At 47.9% G+C, this 21,547-nt stretch carries 21 protein-coding genes and 1 pseudogene; 12 read left to right on the top strand and 10 right to left on the bottom strand.

All coding sequences use genetic code 11. From position 1 onward, the window contains the following. Positions 1 to 91 precede the first annotated feature (91 nt). On the top strand, positions 92 to 217 hold the full coding sequence (locus tag R2083_RS05475; RefSeq protein WP_317537806.1) for a hypothetical protein: 126 nt from the start codon (positions 92 to 94) through the stop codon (positions 215 to 217). Positions 218 to 376: 159 nt separating this feature from the next. After that, the gene (locus R2083_RS05470; RefSeq protein ID WP_317537805.1) at positions 377 to 958 is read left to right on the top strand and encodes a PEP-CTERM sorting domain-containing protein; all 582 of its coding nucleotides are present in this window, start codon (positions 377 to 379) and stop codon (positions 956 to 958) included. 56 nt (positions 959 to 1,014) lie between these two features. Here the strand turns inward: R2083_RS05470 and R2083_RS05465 are convergent. Beyond that, a protein-coding gene (locus tag R2083_RS05465; protein ID WP_317530936.1) for an IS5 family transposase occupies positions 1,015 to 1,778 on the bottom strand; the annotation gives its coding sequence in 2 pieces (ribosomal slippage) (positions 1,015 to 1,463 and positions 1,463 to 1,778; 765 coding nt in all). A 164-nt stretch (positions 1,779 to 1,942) separates the two neighbouring features. On the opposite strand from R2083_RS05465, the gene R2083_RS05460 reads away from it, so the two are divergent. Both R2083_RS05460 and R2083_RS05455 read left to right on the top strand, forming a co-directional pair. Further along, on the top strand, positions 1,943 to 2,956 hold the full coding sequence (locus R2083_RS05460) for a DUF3466 family protein (protein WP_317537804.1): 1,014 nt from the start codon (positions 1,943 to 1,945) through the stop codon (positions 2,954 to 2,956). A gap of 12 nt (positions 2,957 to 2,968) precedes the next feature. Then, positions 2,969 to 3,397 carry a thermonuclease family protein gene (locus R2083_RS05455; protein WP_317537803.1) on the top strand — a complete coding sequence of 143 codons (429 nt, stop codon included), beginning with the start codon at positions 2,969 to 2,971 and terminating at the stop codon, positions 3,395 to 3,397. A 238-nt stretch (positions 3,398 to 3,635) separates the two neighbouring features. On the opposite strand, the pseudogene R2083_RS05450 reads toward R2083_RS05455, so the two are convergent. The 5 genes and pseudogenes from R2083_RS05450 to guaB all read right to left on the bottom strand — a co-directional run. Continuing rightward, positions 3,636 to 3,788, bottom strand: a pseudogene (locus R2083_RS05450) (IS3 family transposase); the annotation flags it as partial. Positions 3,789 to 4,053: 265 nt separating this feature from the next. Then, positions 4,054 to 4,203 (bottom strand): hypothetical protein, encoded by a 150-nt coding sequence (locus R2083_RS05445; RefSeq protein ID WP_160817637.1) that lies wholly within the window; start codon positions 4,201 to 4,203, stop codon positions 4,054 to 4,056. Positions 4,204 to 4,216: 13 nt separating this feature from the next. Further along, entirely contained in the window at positions 4,217 to 4,540 is a 324-nt protein-coding gene (locus tag R2083_RS05440) for a hypothetical protein (RefSeq protein ID WP_317531020.1), read from the bottom strand. A 253-nt stretch (positions 4,541 to 4,793) separates the two neighbouring features. Next, positions 4,794 to 6,356 (bottom strand): glutamine-hydrolyzing GMP synthase, encoded by a 1,563-nt coding sequence (gene guaA / locus R2083_RS05435; RefSeq protein WP_317537802.1) that lies wholly within the window; start codon positions 6,354 to 6,356, stop codon positions 4,794 to 4,796. Between the two features lie 12 nt (positions 6,357 to 6,368). Beyond that, a complete protein-coding gene (gene guaB, locus R2083_RS05430; protein WP_317537801.1) occupies positions 6,369 to 7,832 on the bottom strand; it encodes an IMP dehydrogenase in 1,464 nt (487 codons plus the stop codon). Positions 7,833 to 8,004: 172 nt separating this feature from the next. Between guaB and R2083_RS05425 the strand changes: the two genes are divergently transcribed. Both R2083_RS05425 and R2083_RS05420 read left to right on the top strand, forming a co-directional pair. After that, on the top strand, positions 8,005 to 8,448 hold the full coding sequence (locus tag R2083_RS05425; protein ID WP_317537800.1) for a DUF4124 domain-containing protein: 444 nt from the start codon (positions 8,005 to 8,007) through the stop codon (positions 8,446 to 8,448). 18 nt (positions 8,449 to 8,466) lie between these two features. Further along, positions 8,467 to 9,813 carry a hypothetical protein gene (locus R2083_RS05420; protein ID WP_317537799.1) on the top strand — a complete coding sequence of 449 codons (1,347 nt, stop codon included), beginning with the start codon at positions 8,467 to 8,469 and terminating at the stop codon, positions 9,811 to 9,813. Between the two features lie 56 nt (positions 9,814 to 9,869). Here R2083_RS05420 and R2083_RS05415 read toward each other — a convergent pair whose 3' ends face one another. Together R2083_RS05415 and R2083_RS05410 are read right to left on the bottom strand one after the other, a co-directional pair. After that, positions 9,870 to 10,970: a biopolymer transporter Tol gene (locus R2083_RS05415; RefSeq protein WP_317537798.1), complete on the bottom strand. Its 1,101-nt coding sequence runs from the start codon at positions 10,968 to 10,970 to the stop codon at positions 9,870 to 9,872. 57 nt (positions 10,971 to 11,027) lie between these two features. Continuing rightward, positions 11,028 to 11,582, bottom strand: a complete 555-nt coding sequence (locus R2083_RS05410; protein ID WP_317537797.1) for a hypothetical protein — start codon at positions 11,580 to 11,582, stop codon at positions 11,028 to 11,030. On the opposite strand from R2083_RS05410, the gene R2083_RS05405 reads away from it, so the two are divergent. Beyond that, positions 11,572 to 12,335, top strand: a protein-coding gene (locus R2083_RS05405; RefSeq protein WP_317529838.1) for an IS5 family transposase whose coding sequence is annotated in 2 segments (ribosomal slippage) — positions 11,572 to 11,887 and positions 11,887 to 12,335 — 765 coding nt in all. Because the reading frame shifts where the segments join, the coding sequence is not laid out codon by codon here. The genes R2083_RS05410 and R2083_RS05405 overlap by 11 nt on opposite strands. On the opposite strand, the gene R2083_RS05400 is transcribed toward R2083_RS05405, so the two are convergent. Next, positions 12,332 to 13,309 carry a hypothetical protein gene (locus R2083_RS05400; RefSeq protein WP_317537796.1) on the bottom strand — a complete coding sequence of 326 codons (978 nt, stop codon included), beginning with the start codon at positions 13,307 to 13,309 and terminating at the stop codon, positions 12,332 to 12,334. The genes R2083_RS05405 and R2083_RS05400 overlap by 4 nt on opposite strands. On the opposite strand from R2083_RS05400, the gene R2083_RS05395 reads away from it, so the two are divergent. Next, complete coding sequence (locus R2083_RS05395) at positions 13,300 to 14,529, top strand: IS256 family transposase (protein WP_317537795.1); 1,230 nt, start codon at positions 13,300 to 13,302, stop codon at positions 14,527 to 14,529. The genes R2083_RS05400 and R2083_RS05395 overlap by 10 nt on opposite strands. An 18-nt stretch (positions 14,530 to 14,547) precedes the next feature. On the opposite strand, the gene R2083_RS05390 is transcribed toward R2083_RS05395, so the two are convergent. After that, positions 14,548 to 16,323 (bottom strand): hypothetical protein, encoded by a 1,776-nt coding sequence (locus tag R2083_RS05390; protein WP_317537794.1) that lies wholly within the window; start codon positions 16,321 to 16,323, stop codon positions 14,548 to 14,550. A 188-nt stretch (positions 16,324 to 16,511) separates the two neighbouring features. On the opposite strand from R2083_RS05390, the gene R2083_RS05385 reads away from it, so the two are divergent. The 4 genes from R2083_RS05385 (at position 16,512) to R2083_RS05370 (ending at position 21,546) form a co-directional block, all read left to right on the top strand. Then, positions 16,512 to 19,898: a M20/M25/M40 family metallo-hydrolase gene (locus tag R2083_RS05385; RefSeq protein WP_317537793.1), complete on the top strand. Its 3,387-nt coding sequence runs from the start codon at positions 16,512 to 16,514 to the stop codon at positions 19,896 to 19,898. A gap of 445 nt (positions 19,899 to 20,343) precedes the next feature. Further along, complete coding sequence (locus tag R2083_RS05380) at positions 20,344 to 20,805, top strand: thermonuclease family protein (RefSeq protein WP_317537792.1); 462 nt, start codon at positions 20,344 to 20,346, stop codon at positions 20,803 to 20,805. Next, entirely contained in the window at positions 20,802 to 21,245 is a 444-nt protein-coding gene (locus R2083_RS05375; protein WP_317537791.1) for a hypothetical protein, read from the top strand. The genes R2083_RS05380 and R2083_RS05375 overlap by 4 nt, the downstream gene beginning before the upstream one ends. A 1-nt stretch (position 21,246) precedes the next feature. After that, positions 21,247 to 21,546, top strand: coding sequence for a hypothetical protein (locus R2083_RS05370; RefSeq protein ID WP_317537790.1), 300 nt, complete (start codon positions 21,247 to 21,249; stop codon positions 21,544 to 21,546). Position 21,547: the final 1 nt, after the last annotated feature.

Genomic DNA, 21,547 nt, shown 5'->3' with positions numbered 1-21,547 from the left:
AAAATCAATATCGTTAGCATCAAATGAAATAAGTTACGATTCTTGTTTCCGGATAAATCTATTCTGGAATTAGAAAAAACCACGCAAGCGATTGAAAAATAATGACAAAATTCCAGAAAAATATTTGAATAATAATGCAGAACAACCAATGATAGATTTATCCAACAACAGCCTGGAGAAGATGGAATTCATGAAAGAAATCGCCAGCGATGAATGAAGAAGAGTTTCACGCAAAGATTGGTGTATTTAAGGCAGTGGCGGCAGTCCAAACAAACAAAGAATCAAACCACGATGACTAAAATTTCAATGCTCTCAGACTAGTGCGAAACGGAGCCATGCAAGTGCAAGGCGGGGAGTAAATAAAAAGGGGTTGAAAATGAAAAACAAGAAAAACAGAATCGCAGCGGCAATTGGTGGATTAATGCTGTGCGCATCTTTTGCAGCCAACGCAACGCTTGAACCAAGATTGAGCGGGATGGCTTATTACGATACGGATACCAGGCTGACTTGGGCGGCGCCAAAACATACGCTGGATTTAGGATTGAATTATTCAGGGTATGATGCTTTTATGCCAACTTTTGAGCTGGGTGGAACCGGCGATTGGGCAATACCGCAATGGAGAGATTTAATAAATTTTGTGGCCAATCACTCCATTATTATCGGATGGGGAGGCCCGGGATCAATTCCGTTGCCGCCACTGGAGTCCTGGGGTAATAACTTTTGGTATTGGGCTGAAGATGGACTCTTGATAGGTGGAAGACTGTATCCGAATGCCTTTTCACCAGCAATGCTGGACTCTTACCCATTCACCGAGTCAACAATTACTTTCTTCGGCGTATGGCCTGTACACCATGGCGATGTGCCGCTGGTAGCGGTGCCGGAACCATCCACCTACACGCTGCTGCTGGCGGGGTTAGGGTTGTTTGGGTATATGGGACACAGGCAAGCGAAGCAATAAAGGAGCACACCTTCCATAGAAACGGAGATCGATCATGAAAAAAGAACTAGGGCCTGTTAACACAATCTGATTGCTTCGACGATGAGAGCGAAGTGGATAAAGGAGATGAAGACGACATCGAGCTTATCGAACCTGGAGAAGATGCGGCGAAATCCCTTGAGCCTTCTGAACAATCGTTCGATCTCGTTGCGTTTTTTGTACATGGCACGGTTGTATTCCCAGGGTGACAAGCGATTTGCTTTGGGCGGAACAACCGGGATGTAACCTAAATCTAGTGCCAGTTGCCGGGTTTGGTCGCCCTCATAAGCACGATCCATCAGCAGGTAGGTGGGCGTATTGACGGGACCGAGGGAAAGCAAAAGCTGCCTGCCCTCTGGCGCATCGTGGGCGTGACCGGGCGAGAGGGCAAAGCTTATGGTTGTTCTGGAATCTGCGGCAACCAGATGAATTTTGGTGGTCCATCCACCTCGAGATTTTCCGATGGATTGGGGGCCGTTTTTTTTAACGCACCCGTACCGTCGGGATGGACTTTGATGCTGGTGCTGTCCAGCGAAACAGTTTCAATACGGATACGGATGATTTGCTGATGCTGAAGTTGCCCAAATACATGGCTCAGTACACCACTCTTTGCCCAGCGATTCATGCGGGTATAGATGGTATGCCAGTTGCCGAATCGCTTGGGCAGTCCTCGCCACTTGCAGCCATGCTCGGCAACGTAAAGAATGGCATTGAGAACTTGCAGATTGGAATGGCTGACGTTGCCACGCTGACGCGGCAGGCAGTGCTCGATCTGTTGATATTGAGTTTCGGTGATTTCCATCACCAAATTATATCAAATAGCGTTAACAGGCCCTAATAAAAATAGCAGCAGCATCCCTACTCATTGCATCGACATCAGCCAATGCCGAATGGTCAATTACCAGTCTGGGTACATTAGGTGCACCATCAAGCGTTGCCAAAGACATCAACAATTTAGGACAGGTGGTGGGATATCTTAATGAAGGCGCAAAGGCCTTCGTTACAGAAGCAAACGGTGCGAATATGATTGAGCTTCTTGGCGGCCCACACACAGCCTTTGGTATCAACGATTCTGGACAAGTAACGGGACATAACAGATCTAACCATGCTTTTATCACGGACACCAATGGCACAGGCATTACAGACCTAGGTACTTTGGGTGGCACAAGCTCGAGTTACTCCACAGGATATAGCGTAGGATCGGCCATCAATAATTCTGGACAAGTAGCGGGATATTCTTATGTTGATTCCAACTATTCAACTCACGCATTCATTACGGGTTCTAACGGAGTAGGGATGACTGACTTAGGTACGTTGGGAGGAAGAGAAAGTTACGCCACAGACATTAACGATTCCGGACAGGTAGTTGGATATTCAAACCCTCTCCGTAGCGGTATTCTCCATGCATTCATCACGGGGCCGAACGGTATAGGCATGACTGATTTGGGTACTTTGGGCGGATATTACAGCTATGCAACTGGAATTAACAACTCTGGGCAAGTGACGGGATTCTCGGAAGATACCAGTAATAATTATATCGCCTTCATTACTGATACAAATGGTACAAACATGACTAGCATTGGAACTTTAGGCGGAGCAAGAAGTTGGGCCAATGATATTAATGATTCCGGACAGATAGTTGGCTGGTCTGACACTGCTACTGAACGTGCCCATCCTTTTTTATATAGCGATGGTGTAATGATCAACCTTATGCAACTTGCTCCAGTAATCGAAGCCGGATGGGATTGGATTCAGCCCGAAGCCATCAACAACCTTGGACAAATTGTTGGGCATGGATCACTGAACGGCAGTGATCGGCAGGCATTTTTGCTTTCACCTTTTGATATTCCTGAGTTTCCTATAATCGGGCCTCCCCCTCTTCTCCCTATTCCATCTGTGCCTGAACCGTCAACTTATACGCTGCTGCTGGTGGGGCTGGGATTGCTATTTTTCAGAACCAAAACAGAATTGAACTCATAAAAGGAATACTGAATGCTGACAACTACACTCATGTGTTTCGTTATTTCCGTCACCAATGGGGATACATTGGTTGCAAGTTGCGATCATCATCAAATAGTTGTTCGGCTCGCTGAAATTGACGCACCCGAAAAACGCCAAAGATTCGGTCTTGATTCAAAGTTATCTTTATCGGAAATTTGTTTGAATAAAAATGCTGAAGTAGCGCCCAAAAGCAAAGATAGTCATGGCCGCACTGTTGCCTATGTTACATGTGAAGGAATAGATGCCAACACCGAGCAAATCAAACGCGGCATGGCTTGGGTTTTTGATAAATATGTAACTAATAAGGGATTGTATGACATACAAAATAAAGCAAAATCATCACAATCCGGATTATGGAAATTAGATTCCCCTACCCCGCCTTGGCAGTGGAGAAAAAACACGCCAGCCCCCAAACTATGAGGTGAAATATGAAAGACAAGGAGCAGTCAATGCCATTTTCACCCGTAAGCTGCTAAAAACTTTCGCTTGAAGCATCGCTCGATAACCACTCACCCACCAGATACTAGCGGTGTTGGTCGATTAGTGAGTGCTCCGACAGACGCAAGAAATCTGACTGAAAGTAATGGAAAAAGACCCAATAGAGCGCATCCTCATCTTCGCCAAAACTAACATGATCAAGTAAAACCGGACAACCCAGTTAAGCAACTTTCTTTACATTTTCAATTTCTACCTCATATTGATTAGGGCTTTTGTATCCCAAATATGAGTGCAGTCGATGATTGTTATAGAACATGGAAATATAGTGCAGCACATCTTGCTGAGCTGAGAAACGGGTTTGATAATGGCGCCAGATTTCCTGACGATCCAATAATGTTAAGCGAGTGCGTTTGTGTATATTCATCGACAGTATTCTCCTAAATACTGTAAACAGCGCTAGGAATTCTTACAGATAAGGAGATATGCTGCAAAGGCGCTCAACCAGTATAACTTAGCAAAAATTATTACCCATCATGCCTATTCACGCAGAGTGTAATTCACGTGGTTTATCAATATTTCCCACTCATCTGGATAAAAGCAGCGAAACCCATCTCAATCCATTGGGACCGAAAGAAAATCTATCCGCCTATTTTTACATCTTTTATTCTGATCGCTTCCAAGGCATCAAACTTTTTTGGATCCATCATTTCTTCCAGTAATTTCTTAATATCTGCAATACTGGTTTTATGCAGACTTATCTCAAGCTCAACCGTCACTTCGACTTTCATAAATCACCCCCATTTATTTGCATTTGATCAATAGATTACGAGTGACTATTGCGCCGGAAGTTGTCGAATATCCAACCGATGACGATTGTGTATTTGCGCCCAGTTCTCGGATTGCCTGAGAGAAAGGAACCGCTTCGCCTTGCTGATTCAACAAGTGATACCCGCGCGTGCCACAGACCTCGCCCGCTTTCTCAAGGCAGTTGCTATAGTTCATTCCGGAGCCACCACAGTTGATGTTATGCCCTTTGGTACCATCGGCCAGAAACACCTCTTTGGAGGTAACACAACCTTGCAGCAGTGCAACAACGACAATAAGCATAGAAAGTGTTTGAAACATGTTGATTCCTTCTCATCATTAGATCACAAAGCCACTGCATGAAAACAAGCAGCTTCCCGGTTTGATTTTATACCACATCGCAAGGCGCTGTTAGGTTTGAATGCAATGCAGAATCGGACGGCCTCTCTGCTCTGTCTTGGCGTTGCTTTTTATTGCGCGGTATCGCCACAGACAGAAATAACAAAAAACCCGCGTTTAAGCGGGTTTCGTGGATGTTTTTACAAATCATTGCCGGGCAATGCAAAACATAAAATCATTCCCATTCGATGGTAGCCGGTGGTTTGCCGGAAATGTCGTAGACGACACGGTTGATGCCGCGGATTTCGTTAATAATCCGGTTGGAAACCTTGCTGAGTAAGGAATAGGGAAGTTCCGCCCAGTTGGCGGTCATGAAATCCTGGGTTTGTACGGCTCTGAGCGCAATGACGTACTCATAGGTACGTCCGTCCCCCATCACGCCGACGGATTTGACCGGCAGAAACACCGCGAACGCTTGCGAGGTTTTTTCGTACCAACCGGAATGCTGCAATTCTTCGATAAAAATGTGATCGGCCTGTCGTAATAATTCGGCGTATTCGTATTTCACTTCGCCCAGTATGCGCACACCCAAACCGGGACCGGGAAACGGGTGGCGGAAAACCATATCGCGCGGCAAACCGAGCACTAAACCCAATTCGCGCACTTCGTCTTTAAACAGTTCACGCAACGGTTCGAGCAATTTCAGGTGCATCGTCTCCGGCAACCCGCCGACATTGTGATGTGACTTGATGGTATGCGCTTTCTTGGTTTTCCCCCCCGCGGATTCGATCACATCGGGATAAATCGTGCCTTGCGCCAGCCATTTGGCGTCGCTGATTTTGGCCGATTCGCGCTGAAATACCTCGACAAATTCCCGGCCGATAATTTTGCGCTTGGCTTCCGGATCGGTAATGCCGGTCAGGTTGCGATAGAAATCACGGCTGGCATCGACATGAATCACTTTAACCGCCAAATTCTTAGCGAACGTTTCCATGACTTGCCTGGCTTCATTGGCGCGCAGCAGGCCATTATCAACGAAAACACAGGTCAACTGATCGCCGATGGCGCGATGGATCAATGCCGCCGCCACTGAGGAATCCACACCGCCGGATAAACCCAGAATAACCTGATCGTTACCCACCGTTGCGCGAATTTTACCGATCGCTTCCTCGACATAATCCGGCATATTCCAATCGCGCCCGATGCCACAAATATCGTGCACAAACCGTTCGATGATCGCTTTGCCTTGCAGCGTATGCGTCACTTCGGGATGGAACTGGATGCCGTAAAAGCGCCGCCGGTCATCCGCCATCGCCGCAATCGGCGTCGCTGCGTTACACGCCATCACCTTAAATCCGGCCGGTAATGCGATCACCGCGTCGCCATGACTCATCCACACATCCAACACATTGCTTCCGTCCGCGCTGGTGCGATCTTGTATGTCCTGAAACAGCGCGACCTGTTGCGCCGTCTGTATCTCGGCATAACCAAACTCGCGTACCGCAGCATTCTCAACCGTACCCCCCAATTGCGCCGCCATCGTTTGCATGCCATAGCAAATACCCAACACCGGCACGCCCAGCTCAAAGACAATGTGCGGCGCGCGCGGTGTTTCGTCTTCAGTGACTGAAGCGGGACCGCCGGAAAGGATAATTCCGCTGGGTGCAAAGGCTTTGATAAATTCGGGGCTGGCATCGTACGGATGCAATTCGCAATAGACGTTCGTTTCACGCACACGCCGCGCAATCAGTTGCGTGTACTGCGAACCAAAGTCCAGGATGAGGATTTTCTGATGCATTGAAGAGAATTCTTATTTGACGTGGTAGTTAGGCGCTTCTTTGGTGATCTGCACATCGTGCACATGCGATTCACGGATACCGGCTGAGGTGATTTCGACAAACTCGGCTTTTTCGTGCATCGCGGCGATGGTTTCACAACCCAGATAGCCCATGCTCGAACGCACGCCCCCCATCAACTGATGGATTACGGCAGAAATGCTGCCCTTGAATGGCACCCGGCCTTCCACACCTTCGGGAACCAGTTTGTCGTTGTTTTTCTGTTCTTTATCCTGGAAATAGCGATCGCTTGATCCCTGCTGCATGGCGGAAAGCGAGCCCATGCCGCGGTAGCTTTTGTACGAACGCCCTTGAAACAACTCAATCTCACCCGGCGCTTCGGTCGTGCCAGCGAACAATCCGCCGAGCATCACGGTATTCGCTCCCGCCGCCAGTGCTTTGGCGATATCGCCGGAATAGCGGATACCGCCATCGGCAATCATCGGCACACCGCTCCCTTTTAATGCTTCGGAAACGTTATGAATCGCGGTGACCTGCGGAATCCCGACACCTGCGACGATACGCGTGGTGCAAATGGAACCGGGGCCGATACCCACTTTCACCGCATCCGCGCCATGATCGACCAGCGCTCTCGCGGCAGCTGCCGTGGCCACGTTTCCGCCAATGACTTGCACCGACGGCAAATTCTTTTTGACCCACGCGATACGGTCCAGCACGCTTTGCGAGTGACCATGCGCCGTGTCAACGACAATCACATCGGCACCGGCTTCCGCCAATGCAACGGCACGTTCTTCGCTGCCCTCCCCGACGCCGATCGCCGCCCCGACCCGCAACCTCTCCTGTTCATCCTTGCACGCCAGCGGATATTCCGACGTTTTAATGATGTCCTTCACGGTAATCAATCCGCATAGCTCGAACTGATCGTTGACCACCAGCACGCGTTCCAGCCGGTGTTTGTGCAGCAGCGCCAGCACCGCCTCACGCGACGTATCTTCCTTGACTGTCACTAACCGGCTTTTCGGCGTCATGATATGTTTGATCGTCTGATCGAGATTGGTCTCAAAACGCAAATCCCGGTTGGTGACGATACCGACGACTTTTTTACCGTTCACAACCGGCAAACCGGAAATTTTGTGCTGGCGTATCAGTTCCAGTACTTCCCGCACGGTCATATTTTGATGGATGGTCACCGGATCCTTAACCACACCGCTCTCGAAACGTTTGACTTGCGCGACATGCGCGGCTTGCGCTTCGATCGTCATATTTTTATGGATGATACCGATGCCGCCTTCCTGCGCCAGGGCAATCGCCAGCGGCGCTTCGGTCACCGTATCCATGGCCGCCGACAGCACCGGGAGATTGAGTGTGATGGTACGCGTCAATTGCGTTGCCAGGCTGACATCACGCGGCAAAACCGTCGAGTGGGCTGGGATTAACAGAACATCATCAAAGGTCAGTGCTTTTTGAATCAATTGCATGATAACAATCCTTGGCAAAGCGACATTATAGCCAAATTCAGCTATGAATTTCGCGCCAAATCAACTAAGAACACAGCATATTTGCAGTAGATATGATTTAATGCGAAAAATCTTTAAGTTGCATAAATACGAAACCGATGTATTTCAGATTATTCATGTTCTGGAGCACGCTATGAGAATTTTTGTATTTACAGTGATGATTCTGTTAATGAGCATCAGCGCCAATGCGCAGATTTATAAGTGGGTCGATAAAAACGGCAAAACACAATACACCGATCAACCGCCCCCGCCGAATGCTGCTCAGAACGAGCAACGATTAAATATCAAATCCGCGCCGGTCGCAGGAAATCAAAACAGCCCCAGGAATTTATCCGAAGACAGAGAAGAATTTGACAAACGGCGGCAACTCAGAAGAGAAGAAGAAACTAAACAGCAAGCCAAATCCGAAGAAAGCAAAAAAAAATGTATAGACGCCCAAACTCAGCTTAAAATGTACACCGATTCGCCGCGCCTCACCGTTCCCGATGGCGCCGGTGGTATGGTTTATGTGGATGATGATTTGCGGCAAAGAAAAATTGCCGATGCCAACAAGACGATTGCAACTTACTGTAAATAGAAAACCTTCTTGAACTAGATGATTGTATCCCGCGGCAAACTATTCATTGTCATTCTTCTCTTTTTGACAGGTACTTCAGTTTCGGCTGAAGTACCTGTTTCACATTCAGAACGCGATCACACTGCTCAGCAAAAAACCGGAAATCCTGCCTATAACGCAGCCAGACCGGGAATGCAGTGGCAAATCTTGCCAGGGGAGGATATTCCTCAGATCGGTCATTTGATGTTTCCGCACGATGCGGTTGCACGCGACGCATTTGTTCGTGCGGTTATCCGCACAAATCCCGAGCACTTTCCCGATGGAATCTATCGCCCCATACCGGCTGGAACCGTGATTCACATCCCGGATTTAAGAACCATCGGCAAGTATGCAAAACCGGCAACTAAAGCGCATCCATCCAACGCAAGCCACAACGCGAATAAGAGTCAACCGCAAGCATCAGCTCCGGACAACGCAACATCGGACTTGAACGAAGCATTGCAACTGATCGCGCAATTGGAACAAATTGCTGAAAATGAAACCAACGAACTCAATATTCTGTTAAAGCGCATCGAGTCCATTGAAAAGCAGATCACTGCGATGCAAGCCATACTCATGGCCCATGTTCCAGCAAGCAGCAACGAGCGCCGCAGCGAGAGTGCAGCGCCTATCCCTCCGGAAGAAATGACGCACCCTTCCCAGGAAGCAGTTGCGGCACCGCCTGCTGATAGCAGTGTGCAATCCGCGGAGAATATCGTCACAGCGCCGCAATCACCCGCCAACACGCCACAACCGGCCAATCCAATTGTGCCGGTTGAAACCAATCCGGCTGCGCCGGAATCCGCCCTGCTATTGGATAATGCATTTCTTCTCGGAATTCTGCTGACACTGCTGATTATTTTCCTGATCGTGCGCAACTATCAAAGAATCAAGGAAAGACTTGCACAATCCCGCGACACAGCGCAACCGTTCGATCCATCCGAGCGGCATCAATATGAAGCGCTGCTGCTGCGCCGCAGCGACGATAAAAAAACCGAATCACCGCAGAATCCGCCCGAACCGCCAGGACAACTGGTATCCGAAGCGCGCACGCTGCTCGAGCAGGAAAATCCCGAAGCCGCCATTCAATTGCTGCAAAAACAGCTCGCCAAAAACAAACAAGACGTTCCCGGCTGGCTGTTGCTATTCGAGTTGCTGTACAAAGCAAACGACAAAAGAGATTTCAAGAAAAATGCCCGCCGCTTCAAACGGCTAGGAGAATTTCCCGGCATCTGGCAGCAAATCCAGAAACTGGGCAATCAACTCGAACCCAATGAACCGCTGTATTTTGACGAGCAAAAACGCAAGGAAAAGTTTTTTTCCGATCCCGCAGATGCGGAAAAATAAAAAGCGCTGGCTTTTCTGTCATCCGCCAGCGCTTCTCTTCCTTGCAGACAATTGATTTACTTCAGCGATAGACTTTCCAGCGCTTTTTGATGATCCCACTTGCCGTGGAATAACAATCCCTTCTTACCGGGTGTCCGGTCGCTGGTCCAGGTAATGTAATTGCCATCCGGCGTAAATACCGGCAAGCCGTCAAAACCTTCCTTATCGGTCACACGTACCGGCTCTTTCTGACCATCGGTGTCGACAATGTACAGCTCAAAATTACGATGTCCGTGCAGATTGGTCGCGAAAATTATGTACTTACCGGAAGGATGGTAAAAAGGCGCCCACGACATCGCGTTCAGGCGCGTGATTTGTTTTTGATCGGTACCGTCGATATTCATCGTGAATATTTCAGCTTCCCGGCCATTATCCGAGAAACGCCGCCACACGATCCGCTTGCCATCCGGGCTGAAAAACGGCCCGCCGTCGTAGCTTTTGGTTTGCGTAAGGCGTTTGACGTTGGAGCCGTCCGCATCCATGATGTAAATATCGATCATCGACGCCGGATTGGCTTTGAACAAAGCGGCTTCCTCTTCGGTTAACTCGCCGCTGTAGGCGCGGCGGTTGGAAGCAAACGCGATCAACTTGCCATCCGGTGACCACGACGCTTCGGCATCGTAACCCAAAGTTTTGGTCAGATTCTTGATATTTCCGCCGGTGAAATCGGTTTCGTAAATATCGTAGTACTCATCGTAATCCCACGCGTAAGACTTCTGCTCACCCGCATTGCGGCGCTCGATCTCGGCAGCCATTTTAGCTTTGGCTTCCTTGTCGTCATGCGTTGACGAAAACAATACCTTTTCCTGTGCCGGATGCACCCACGCGCACGTGGTTTTGCCGCTACCCGGCGACACCTGCGTCACAGCACCGCTGCCGATATTTTTCAGGAAAATCTGATAAAATGGATTATCATCCGCCACTTCCGCCTGATAAATCATCCATTTTGAATCCGCCCGGTAATACGCTTCACCGGCGCGTTTTTCCTTAACGGAAAGCTGCTGTTCGCCGGTGATGAAACCGGTGGCATTGGCATTCAACGCTGCCAAGCAAAATAAAACCGGGGAAAACTTGATCGCGGATTGTAAATAATCCGGTTTGCCAGCACACATTTTCATTTAATATCAAAACCCTTAAAAATAATTCAAATATCTTGTGCTCTACAAGATCCGGTCTCAATTGTACAAGTATTCGATGATGCTTGTTAAGCCGATACCACCACCGGGCAGTAACAGCGCAAGTAATGCGGGCCGCTGCACGATTGGCAAAAAAGTGCTTTGCTTGGCACTGCGAATCTCGGTCAGTAAGTTATCTGCTTTGCTTAATTTACTGGATGACATTGCTACCAAGTGCATCCGGTAGTCTTCATAGTATTGCACTACCATTCCACACTGCTTCTCAGCGCTTTTTCTCAGTAAATACAAAATAGTAATTAGATATACGGATGCCAGGAGATACACAACGATTAAAGCCGGTGAGAAACCCAGATTGTCAAAGAGATTACTGCGGCCAATCGCTATGATCAGCATCAAAATAAATGGCATATAAATCAAATTATTGATACTTTTTACCAGCTTGGTAATCAGTAAAAAATGTAAATAGGGATTTAGCATGCCTACCGGAAGTCCCGTCATTACTGATTGTTGTTTGCGCACTTCCGGTGACCATACTGTTTTATTTGAATTAGGGCCTGTTAACGCTATTTGATATAATTTGGTGATGGAAATCACCGAAACTCAATATCAACAGATCGAGCACTGCCTGCCGCGTCAGCGTGGCAACGTCAGCCATTCCAATCTGCAAGTTCTCAATGCCATTCTTTACGTTGCCGAGCATGGCTGCAAGTGGCGAGGACTGCCCAAGCGATTCGGCAACTGGCATACCATCTATACCCGCATGAATCGCTGGGCAAAGAGTGGTGTACTGAGCCATGTATTTGGGCAACTTCAGCATCAGCAAATCATCCGTATCCGTATTGAAACTGTTTCGCTGGACAGCACCAGCATCAAAGTCCATCCCGACGGTACGGGTGCGTTAAAAAAAACGGCCCCCAATCCATCGGAAAATCTCGAGGTGGATGGACCACCAAAATTCATCTGGTTGCCGCAGATTCCAGAACAACCATAGGCTTTGCCCTCTCGCCCGGTCACGCCCACGATGCGCCAGAGGGCAGGCAGCTTTTGCTTTCCCTCGGTCCCGTCAATACGCCCACCTACCTGCTGATGGATCGTGCTTATGAGGGCGACCAAACCCGGCAACTGGCACTAGATTTGGGTTACATCCCGGTTGTTCCGCCCAAAGCAAATCGCTTGTCACCCTGGGAATACAACCGTGCCATGTACAAAAAACGCAACGAGATCGAACGATTGTTCAGAAGGCTCAAGGGATTTCGCCGCATCTTCTCCAGGTTCGATAAGCTCGATGTCGTCTTCATCTCCTTTATCCACTTCGCTCTCATCGTCGAAGCAATCAGATTGTGTTAACAGGCCCTAGTTTGGTCCAATTCGATGCCTTCAATAAGCTGCTTGCAAGCAATTGCTTCGTATGCAACCCAAAAAATCAAGCCCCACAACAAGAAAAACTGAAGCGTTACAAGAAAATAGTGCCCATATAATGTAATAACTCCGCGCGCAGGAAAGTTTAAGTAACCCAACTCCCAAAAAGCATATAAGGTCAATGCCAGAGAGATTGAGCTAGTCAGAAAAACCCAAAGATATCCTCTTGATTCCTTAAATTGAATTACTCTTTTGTATTCGGACCATAAATCAGCAATATCAGTGCTTTTTTCCTCAGTAAGATTTAGAAATGGGCCTTTCCAAACAGCTTCCTGCCAGCTACGTAAGCAAGTTGTTTTACATAGCTCATATTTTTTCTCAATGGCCTCGATCTCTCCTTCCCTATCAGGACGAAAATGACATATAAAGAGAAGAATCATTATCATAATTCCCGCAAATCTGATTACCAGATTGGGCCAGACACTGACTCCCTCAAACAACAAAAATGGTTCCCCGTAGGTATGAGTTGGATAATTATCTTCATAGATTAGGAAAAGCAGAAGAAACAATAAGGTAGGAACAAGAAGTAATATATAGACAATATGAATTAGCTTGGTATCTTTCCGGTCGACTGACTGCACGAGCGAATCACCTCGTTGTGCGGCACTCGTACCATCATCTACCATGTCAAAATTTAAAGGTTGTTGCGTTCCGTGCGCCTCGTGCTTCATCCCATTCGTTGAATTAATCAGTTTTTCTTTAAAGAACCTCCAAGAAATATGAGCAACAAAAAGGAGTAATATTAAAGTAAAGCAGATAGCTTCCCAGTCAATCTGTTTAGTACGATCTGGCTCAATGATTAAACATGCCTGTACATTTTCTACGGAGGTGTAAATAATTTTGTGTAAATGGTCATATTGCAGGAAACTGTTTATATATTTTTGGAGCAAAAATGACCACACCCAAACCCCTGCCAGCCGGCTTAATTGATAGCCTGCTGGCCGATTACAAAAAGCCAGAAGATTTAATCGGTGAGCATGGTCTTCTCAAGCAACTCACCAAAGCGTTGGTTGAATGTGCCTTGCAAGCAGAAATGGCCGATCATCTTGGTCACGATAAGCACGAAACGGTAGTCAATGCCACTGGCAATACCAGAAATGGTAAAAGCCGTAAGACCCTGAAAGGTGAATTCGGTGAGTTACCCATCGAGATCCCCCGTGACCGTGAGGGCAGCTTCGAGCCTCTGATCATTTCCAAGCATCAGACCCGCTGGGCGGGCTTTGATGACAAGATCCTCTCGCTGTATGCCCGTGGCATGACAGTGCGTGAAATCCAACAGCACCTCACTGAAATGTATGGCACAGAAGTATCGCCTACGCTCATTTCTACGGTCACTGATGGCGTAATGGATGAAGTGAAGCAGTGGCAATCCCGGCCTCTCGATGCGGTGTATCCTGTGATCTATCTCGATTGTATCCATGCCAAAGTTCGTGACGCTGGTAGCGTTCGTACCAAAGCGATTTACCTGGCGATCGGCATTAACATGGAGGGCCATAAAGAAATACTGGGCTTATGGATTGCTCAGACCGAGGGTGCCAAGTTCTGGCTCAGCGTTGTCACTGAACTCAAAAATCGTGGCGTGCAAGATATCTTTATCGCCTGTGTCGATGGCTTAAAGGGCTTTCCCGAAGCGATTGAAACCATCTATCCACATGCCATTGTACAACTCTGTATCGTGCACATGGTTCGTAATAGTCTCAACTACGTCGGCTGGAATAAACGCAAGGAAGTAGCTGCTGATTTACGTTTGGTCTACAGCGCCGCCACGATTGATGAGGCTGAACACGCGTTAGCCGACTTTGAAGATAAATGGAACTATGCTTATCCACCGATCGCCCGATCTTGGCGCAATAACTGGCAACGCATCATTCCATTCTTCGACTACCCGCCTGAGATACGGCGCATTATTTACACCACCAATGCGATTGAGTCAGTCAATATGAGCCTACGCAAAGTCAGCAAAAACCGTGGATCGTTTCCCAACGATGAAGCTGTGATCAAATTGTTCTATTTGGCTCTCAGCAATATCGCCAAAAAATGGTCTATGCCACTAAGAGATTGGAAACCGGCACTAAACAGGTTTACTATTCAATTTAACGAAAGAATGCCTCGGCATTATTAACCACCGTTTACACAAAATCTAGGACACCCCCTTTTCTACACCACAACCACTGCCATTTTTTGGTTTCTTTACTATTGAACCAGCTTTATATTCACCCTTTATCCATTTATCGAGATCATCAACAGTAGGTGATGCTAAGTGAATCGCTTGCGTTCTCCCAATTTCAAAAATTTGAGGACTAGTCCACCAATATTGAAACATTAGAGAATCGTTTCTATAACTGTTGGAATCTAAAGCAAGCAATGTCGCAAGATACGTCGAAGTCTGATAGCTATCTCTAAAAGGCATTACCGTATCTTGCAATTCTGGATGCAGCGAAAAATCAAAATTGCTAGCGATTACTAAATTTTTTGCCCATGCAGATTGATCCTTATGCAGAAAACGTGCATCCAGATCCGTGGTAAAGAAAATTTTATGCTTAAAACTATCTTTTAATGCATGCAGAATCAGAAGCTTGTCGTAAACATCGGTCCCGATGATTCCGATTGCCTTGATCTGGCCTCTATCCCCATTGGCGGAATCCAATAGCTCGATTTTGTCGACCAATCTCCTTAAATAATCGAATTGATTTCGGCCTTCGGCATGCTCGGGCGAAGCATCATCCAGTTGCATCAAAATATTTTTTTGTTCTTTGGTATTTTTTTCACTTTGCGATTTTTTATTCGATTCATCGAATTCAGGCAGCTTTCCGTCCAAGCCGCGCAAATAAGTAAAATTGTTGATCAGTTTCTTTCCTCCTTCACATCGTTTTCCTAAAATGGAAGAAAAATGATCGACAAGACTTCTAGCATACAGCGAGTCTTGCTCGCTAATGAGTACCAGTTGATCCTTACAGTCTTCTTTAATTATAGGAATCTTACGATTAACATCCCGTTGTTCCAATTCCCAAAGAAGCGCTTTTGCTAGATTTTCGTCTGGTCCAATCGTACGCACAATCGAGCGATTATTCAGCATGCATTGAATTTTTTTATTCTTTGACTCTTTACAATCTTCGTCAAAGTCATCTTTAATTTTTTTCAACAAGTCATCGTCTGAGATCGTTGCGCCTGGTGAAAAAATTCTGAACGATTGTGCATTTTTCTCGATCGGTTTGCTATTCATCAACTCCACCAATAAAGACGTATTGGTTGGTCCAATTAACGAGAAACTGGATTCTGGTTTAGTTTTCTTCAATGTTTGATATAGCAAGTAAATAAAATTTCGGTATTCTCCTTCAGGAATCTTGTCTTCGTTCAACCAGATAACCAGTACTTTTTCAGAGCGAGAATTATGCTCGTACCATTCATAAGGTAGAGTAATCGCTGTACTTAAATAGTAATTAGGAGAGAATCCGGTGGTCAGATTAAAATAATTGATATGTTCATTATCCTGAGGTGTATAGCCACTTGAACCCAGTGCAGACACAACCGCATTTCGATAACGAAGCCGATACTCAACTGGCTCAGAATAAGAACTGCCAAACACGCTTACCGCAACTACTTTTAAATTAACAGTTTTGTCATCAATTTCCTGTTTAATTTTTCGAGCGAACTCAGTAATCAGGTAGTAGGTACGATCATCATTTTGCTTTGCTTCTTTATTGTTATTAAGAAATTGCTCGGTTACTGCGATCGGGTCTTGCCAGAGCCGAGCATCAATCTTTCGTTCATCCATTAATGACAATTTTTTATTTTGCGGATCAAATGGCCGTGTGCTGGTTAGCGGGTCGATCAGCGTACCGGTCGTAAGCATGATGAATAGCAGTATCGTAATCAGACCATTCTTGGAATCTTGATTATTGTCGTTTCCCATCATTCTTCGCTCGCTATTGATTATTTAGCTAAATGTCATAACCCTGGCATTATGCCGGTGTTTTGTGACTTACCTCAATGTACCAATGATGTTTGATATGATGCTAAACATGCAGTGAGCAAAATCACATTACAATGTAAATCGTTTGAAATCCCCAATAATCATCAGAATCCGTTCAATCTCCTTACAAAATGCAAAAATCATTAAACCTCAGCATCGTCTTTTTTGTGCTTGTCTTCGTCTTCTGTATCAGCCCGGTTGCCACGGCAAATAACGAAACCTTCCATCATCATATGGAAATTCAACTATCGCCAAACACTTCTGAAATCCGCGTCAAAGATCAAATCCGGATTCCGGATTGGGCGCGGAGTGCAAAAGAACCCGTACAACTCGAATTCTTTTTACATGCCGGTTTATCGATCACGAATGTTCAAGGGGCTGCAATTCAGGCGGAAGAAAACGAGGTCGCGTTGAAATCCCGGCCGATTTCGATCAGGCACTACCGCGTAACGCTGCCGCCGGAACAGCAGGAATTCACGCTGCAATTCAATGGCAAGATTCACCACGCAGTGCAAGGCCCAGGGCAGGAATATTCGCGCAGTTTCGGTTCGACGCCGGGGGTGATTTCGCCGGAAGGGGTGTTTCTAGCCAATGCCAGTGCATGGTATCCGCAGTTTGGCGATGCGCTGGTGTCGTTCCAGCTGGATATTCAAGCGCCAGCCGATTGGGACGTGGTGAGCCAGGGCACGTTGTTGCGCGAGAACCGGACCAGTACACTGCAAAACATCGTGTGGGAGGAAAAGCAGCCGCAGGATGATATTTATCTCATCGCCGGGAAATTTCACCGTTACACGCAGTCCGCCGGTGCGGTGAATGCGCTGGTGTATTTGCGCAGCGCCGATCAACCGCTGGCGCAGAAATATCTGGATGCGACGGCGCAGTACATCGCCATGTATAACAAGCTGATCGGCCCCTACCCTTACACGAAATTCGCATTGGTCGAGAATTTTTGGGAAAGCGGTTACGGCATGCCATCGTTCACGCTGCTGGGCTCTAAAGTCATCCGTCTGCCGTTCATTTTGCATTCGTCGTATCCGCACGAAATTTTGCACAACTACTGGGGTAACGGCGTCTTCGTCGATTACGCCAAGGGCAACTGGGCGGAAGGATTGACGGCGTATCTCGCCGACCACTTGGTCAATGAGCAGCGCGGCAAAGGCGACGAATACCGGCGCGACGTGCTGCAAAAGTACGCCGATTTCGTCAACAAAGAAAAAGATTTTCCCATCATTCGCTTCGTGTCGCGCCATAGCGCCAGCTCGGAAGCCGTCGGCTACGGCAAGACCATGATGTTCTTTCACATGCTGCGGCAGGAACTCGGTGACGACGCGTTCACCAAAGCACTGCGGCGCTTTTATCAGCAATTCAAATTCCAGCAAGCGACGTTCGCCGATTTGCTCGCCACGTTCAACGCCAGCACCGGCAAGGATCTGACGCAGCGCTTCGAGCAATGGGTGCACCGCACCGGCGCGCCGGATCTGGTGCTGCGCAGCGCCGAAACCGAGCGCGCGGCGGATGGATTCAAGCTCACGCTCACCGTCGAGCAAACCCAGCCGGGCGAACCGTACCACTTAAAGGTGCCGGTAGCCGTTACGCTGGAAGGCGAGGACATGGCAACGCAATCGCATATCACCATCGATCAACGCGCGCAAACCATCGCGCTGGATTTTCACGCCCGTCCGGTGCGCGTTGATCTCGATCCGCATTTCGATGTGTTCCGGCGCTTGGATAGCCGCGAGATTCCATCGGCCCTGTCGCAGGGTTTCGGCGCGGAAAAACCGTTGCTGGTTCTGCCTGCGCGTGCGGACAAATCCGTTCTGGAAGCGTATCGTGCGTTGGCGGCGAATTGGCAGAAAACCCAATCGAGCCGGCTGGAAATCCTCACCGACGATCAATTGAAAACACTACCCGGGGATCGCACTGTCTGGATCATGGGGTGGCAGAACAAATTTGCCGATGCGGCTTTAAAAGCCTTGGCTGATCGCGGTGTCGCGTATCAATCCAAGCAACTGAAATTGGATCATAAAACGTACCCGCAAGATGACCATGCGGTCGTGTTGACCGCCCGGCAGCCGTCCAATCCGGACAAAACGCTGTTATGGGTCGCCGCCGATCATCCGAAAGCGATTGCCGAACTCGCCAACAAATTGCCGCACTACCGCAAATACAGCTATCTGGTGTTCAAAGGCAACGACTTGACCAATATCGGCAAGGGGCAATGGCCAATCACGCAATCGCCGCTCACGCAGTGGGTCAAGCAGAAAGATGGCCACGTCATCCGCACGGCGCATACCGGTATCACCAAACCGCGCCGCGCGCTGGCGGAACTGCCACCGGTTTTTTCCGAGAGCCGCATGATGGATGACATCACGCATCTGTCGCACGAATCGTATAAGGGACGCGAGCTTGGCACGCCGGAGCTGGACGATGCGGCCACGTATATCGCCAAGCAGTTTCAACAAATCGGCCTGCTGCCCGGCGGTGACGACAATAGTTTTTTCCAAACCTGGCAACAGGATGTCGGCCTGCCGAAAGGCAATATCACGTTACGTAACGTCGTCGGCATTCTGCCGGGCACCAACCCGCAACTCGCCGGGCAAAGTCTGGTGATCGGCGCGCATTACGACCACCTCGGCACCGGCTGGCCGGACGTGCGTGCCGCACATCAGGGCAAAATCCATCACGGCGCGGACGACAATGCCAGCGGCATTGCCGTGATGCTGGAACTCACCCGCCAGATTGTGCCGAAATGGCAACCGGAGCGCACCGTCATTTTCGTCGCATTCACCGGCGAAGAAGCCAATTTGCTCGGCTCCAGGCATTACACCCGCGCTGACAAGCATTACCCCACTGAAAAGATTATCGCGATGTTGAATCTGGACACCGTCGGGCGGCTGGAAAACAATCCGATCACGGTATTTGGCACCGGCAGCGCGCGCGAATTGGTGCATATTTTCCGTGGCGCAAGCTTCGTCACCGGCATTCCGGTCAACGCCGTGCAAGACGACTTCGGCTCCAGCGATCAGGCCACTTTCATCCAGGCCGGTATCCCGGCAGTGCAATTCTTCGCCAGCGCGCACGAGGACTACCACGCCCCCGGCGACACCGTCGATAAAATCGACTCCGCCGGACTGGTCAAAGTCGCCGCGATCCTGAAAGAAGCCACCGAATACCTCGCCAATCGCATCGAACCGCTGACGGTCACACTACCGTCAGTCCCCGCACCCGCCGAACCCGCTGAACGCAAAGAAAAACGCACGGCCAGCCTCGGCACGGTGCCGGATTTCACTTATCAAGGCGAAGGCGTACGCGTAGACAACACCCTCCCCGGCTCCCCGGCACAACAAGCCGGATTGCAACCCGGCGACATTCTGATTCAATTGGCCGGACAACCGGTTAGCGACTTGGCGTCGTATGCGGCGATTCTGCGCACGCTGAAAGCGGGGGAGAAAGTGGAATTGCGGTATCGAAGGGATGATGCGGTAATGGTTGTTGAGGTGGTGTTGGTGGAGCGGTAGCAGCCTAATTGCCGATTCCGGGCCGATTCGATTGTTGGAACATTAGTCGATTAGCCGAAGGAAGCTTGCCATCAAAAATATTAGAGTGTTACTCTATGAAGTATTGGTTTTTCCATGCTGAAAAGATCATCCTTGCAATTTTTCTTGCGGATTGAATAGGACAAATTCTTAATTGATCGCATGAGTCGCATTTGCTGCTATGCACTGACTTAGTCAATTTATCAATTAATATTAAAGTATGATGATTGATAACATTTATTCTGATTACGCGACATTTTCTACGAGATTATTGGACAAAATGTCTTATATATTACGTTAGGGCAGTAAGAGAATCAGCGTGAACCATGATTGGAGGAGAAAGAAAGTCAGGTTTGGGACGCCAAGCGATAGAACTCTTGGGATTGTCGTTCTTGGGGCTGTGGCAGTTGTCGCGGCGCTCACAATCATGGGAAAAAGACAAGATAAAGTGTCGGTTACCGAAGATCCTCAGCCGCATCAAGCCATAAGAATAATCGATGGGGATACTATTGAACTGTCGTCGGAAAAAATGAGGCTGTTCGGAATTGATGCACCAGAAAAAGGCCAGCCATGTAAAAGAAATAATGCTTCTTATGATTGCGGTGCTGCATCTAAAGAGCATTTGGAGTTTTTGCTCACGGGAGCAAAAGTTGAATGTGTCAAGAAAAAGAAAGATAAATGGGGAAGATATATTGCCCTGTGTTCTGCTGATGGTGAAGATATCAGTCAACTGATGGTTCGGCATGGTTGGGCGGTAGCTTATAGGGAGTATTCTGCTGCATATATTGAGGATGAAGAATTTGCTAAATCTAATAGGTTCGGAATGTGGTCAAAGGAATTATCCATCCCATCCGAATGGCGAAAAACTGATAAAGGTGACAAATTATGAGTGAAGACAGCAACGATAAGAATCTCACCAAACCCTCTGGTGGCGTTCCTACACAGATAAATCTTGGCCCAAGCACATCTATGGACCTTTCTTGGCTCCCGGAAAACGAACGAAAGGCCCTTTTGATCGATTACACAAAAGGCATGATGGACATTAGCATAAAGGCACAAGAGTTACACGTTGATGCTGCTGTCTTAAAGAAAACCTTAGATGACTTATCTGATACTACTCGTGAAGTCTCTGATAGTGGAAATGCGGTTACGATAACGCATTCTCAAACAACCAAAGTAGGGCGCACGGAAGTAATGATGGGTAACACAGAGCAAGCCCAAAGTGGAAAATTGTCGAAAAGCCAAACAGGTGAAAAGGATTGGACGCCTTATTATATTTTTGGAGGCATATTGGCCTTAATAATTATTGCCGCCTTAATGAAAGGCTAATATGAAACCTGTCAAGGTATATGTTTCGGATGATGTCGCCGCAGTTTCAGCGATTGAGCATTTGCAGAGTCATATTCCGGCCGAAATTAGAAATTCTCCGGAGTATGGATTCATATTCCCTGAGATTCGATCCTGCATTGAGGATTTTTCATCAAAAGCAAAAAAGTTGGCTAGGACAGGAACAACCATTCATATCGACAAGGAATTTGCACTCTCCGGGTTAAAAATTGTTGTCGTCCTCGACTATCCAAGAAAGACAGGATTCTTTGAAAGAATCGTTAGGATATTTAGAAGAGAATAAA

The organism is Nitrosomonas sp. Is35, assembly GCF_033063295.1.
Taxonomy (GTDB): Bacteria; Pseudomonadota; Gammaproteobacteria; order Burkholderiales; family Nitrosomonadaceae; genus Nitrosomonas.
This window is presented reverse-complemented; position numbering and strand designations above follow the sequence as displayed.

Coding starts and splice junctions, on each gene's coding strand:
- R2083_RS05470 (WP_317537805.1), top strand. CDS start 377: ATGAAAAACAAGAAAAACAGAATCGCAGCGGCAATTGGTGGATTAATG.
- R2083_RS05455 (WP_317537803.1), top strand. CDS start 2,969: ATGCTGACAACTACACTCATGTGTTTCGTTATTTCCGTCACCAATGGG.
- R2083_RS05445 (WP_160817637.1), bottom strand. CDS start 4,203: ATGAAAGTCGAAGTGACGGTTGAGCTTGAGATAAGTCTGCATAAAACC.
- R2083_RS05440 (WP_317531020.1), bottom strand. CDS start 4,540: ATGTTTCAAACACTTTCTATGCTTATTGTCGTTGTTGCACTGCTGCAA.
- guaA (WP_317537802.1), bottom strand. CDS start 6,356: ATGCATCAGAAAATCCTCATCCTGGACTTTGGTTCGCAGTACACGCAA.
- guaB (WP_317537801.1), bottom strand. CDS start 7,832: ATGCAATTGATTCAAAAAGCACTGACCTTTGATGATGTTCTGTTAATC.
- R2083_RS05425 (WP_317537800.1), top strand. CDS start 8,005: ATGAGAATTTTTGTATTTACAGTGATGATTCTGTTAATGAGCATCAGC.
- R2083_RS05420 (WP_317537799.1), top strand. CDS start 8,467: ATGATTGTATCCCGCGGCAAACTATTCATTGTCATTCTTCTCTTTTTG.
- R2083_RS05415 (WP_317537798.1), bottom strand. CDS start 10,970: ATGAAAATGTGTGCTGGCAAACCGGATTATTTACAATCCGCGATCAAG.
- R2083_RS05395 (WP_317537795.1), top strand. CDS start 13,300: ATGACCACACCCAAACCCCTGCCAGCCGGCTTAATTGATAGCCTGCTG.
- R2083_RS05390 (WP_317537794.1), bottom strand. CDS start 16,323: ATGATGGGAAACGACAATAATCAAGATTCCAAGAATGGTCTGATTACG.
- R2083_RS05385 (WP_317537793.1), top strand. CDS start 16,512: ATGCAAAAATCATTAAACCTCAGCATCGTCTTTTTTGTGCTTGTCTTC.
- R2083_RS05380 (WP_317537792.1), top strand. CDS start 20,344: ATGGGAAAAAGACAAGATAAAGTGTCGGTTACCGAAGATCCTCAGCCG.
- R2083_RS05375 (WP_317537791.1), top strand. CDS start 20,802: ATGAGTGAAGACAGCAACGATAAGAATCTCACCAAACCCTCTGGTGGC.
- R2083_RS05370 (WP_317537790.1), top strand. CDS start 21,247: ATGAAACCTGTCAAGGTATATGTTTCGGATGATGTCGCCGCAGTTTCA.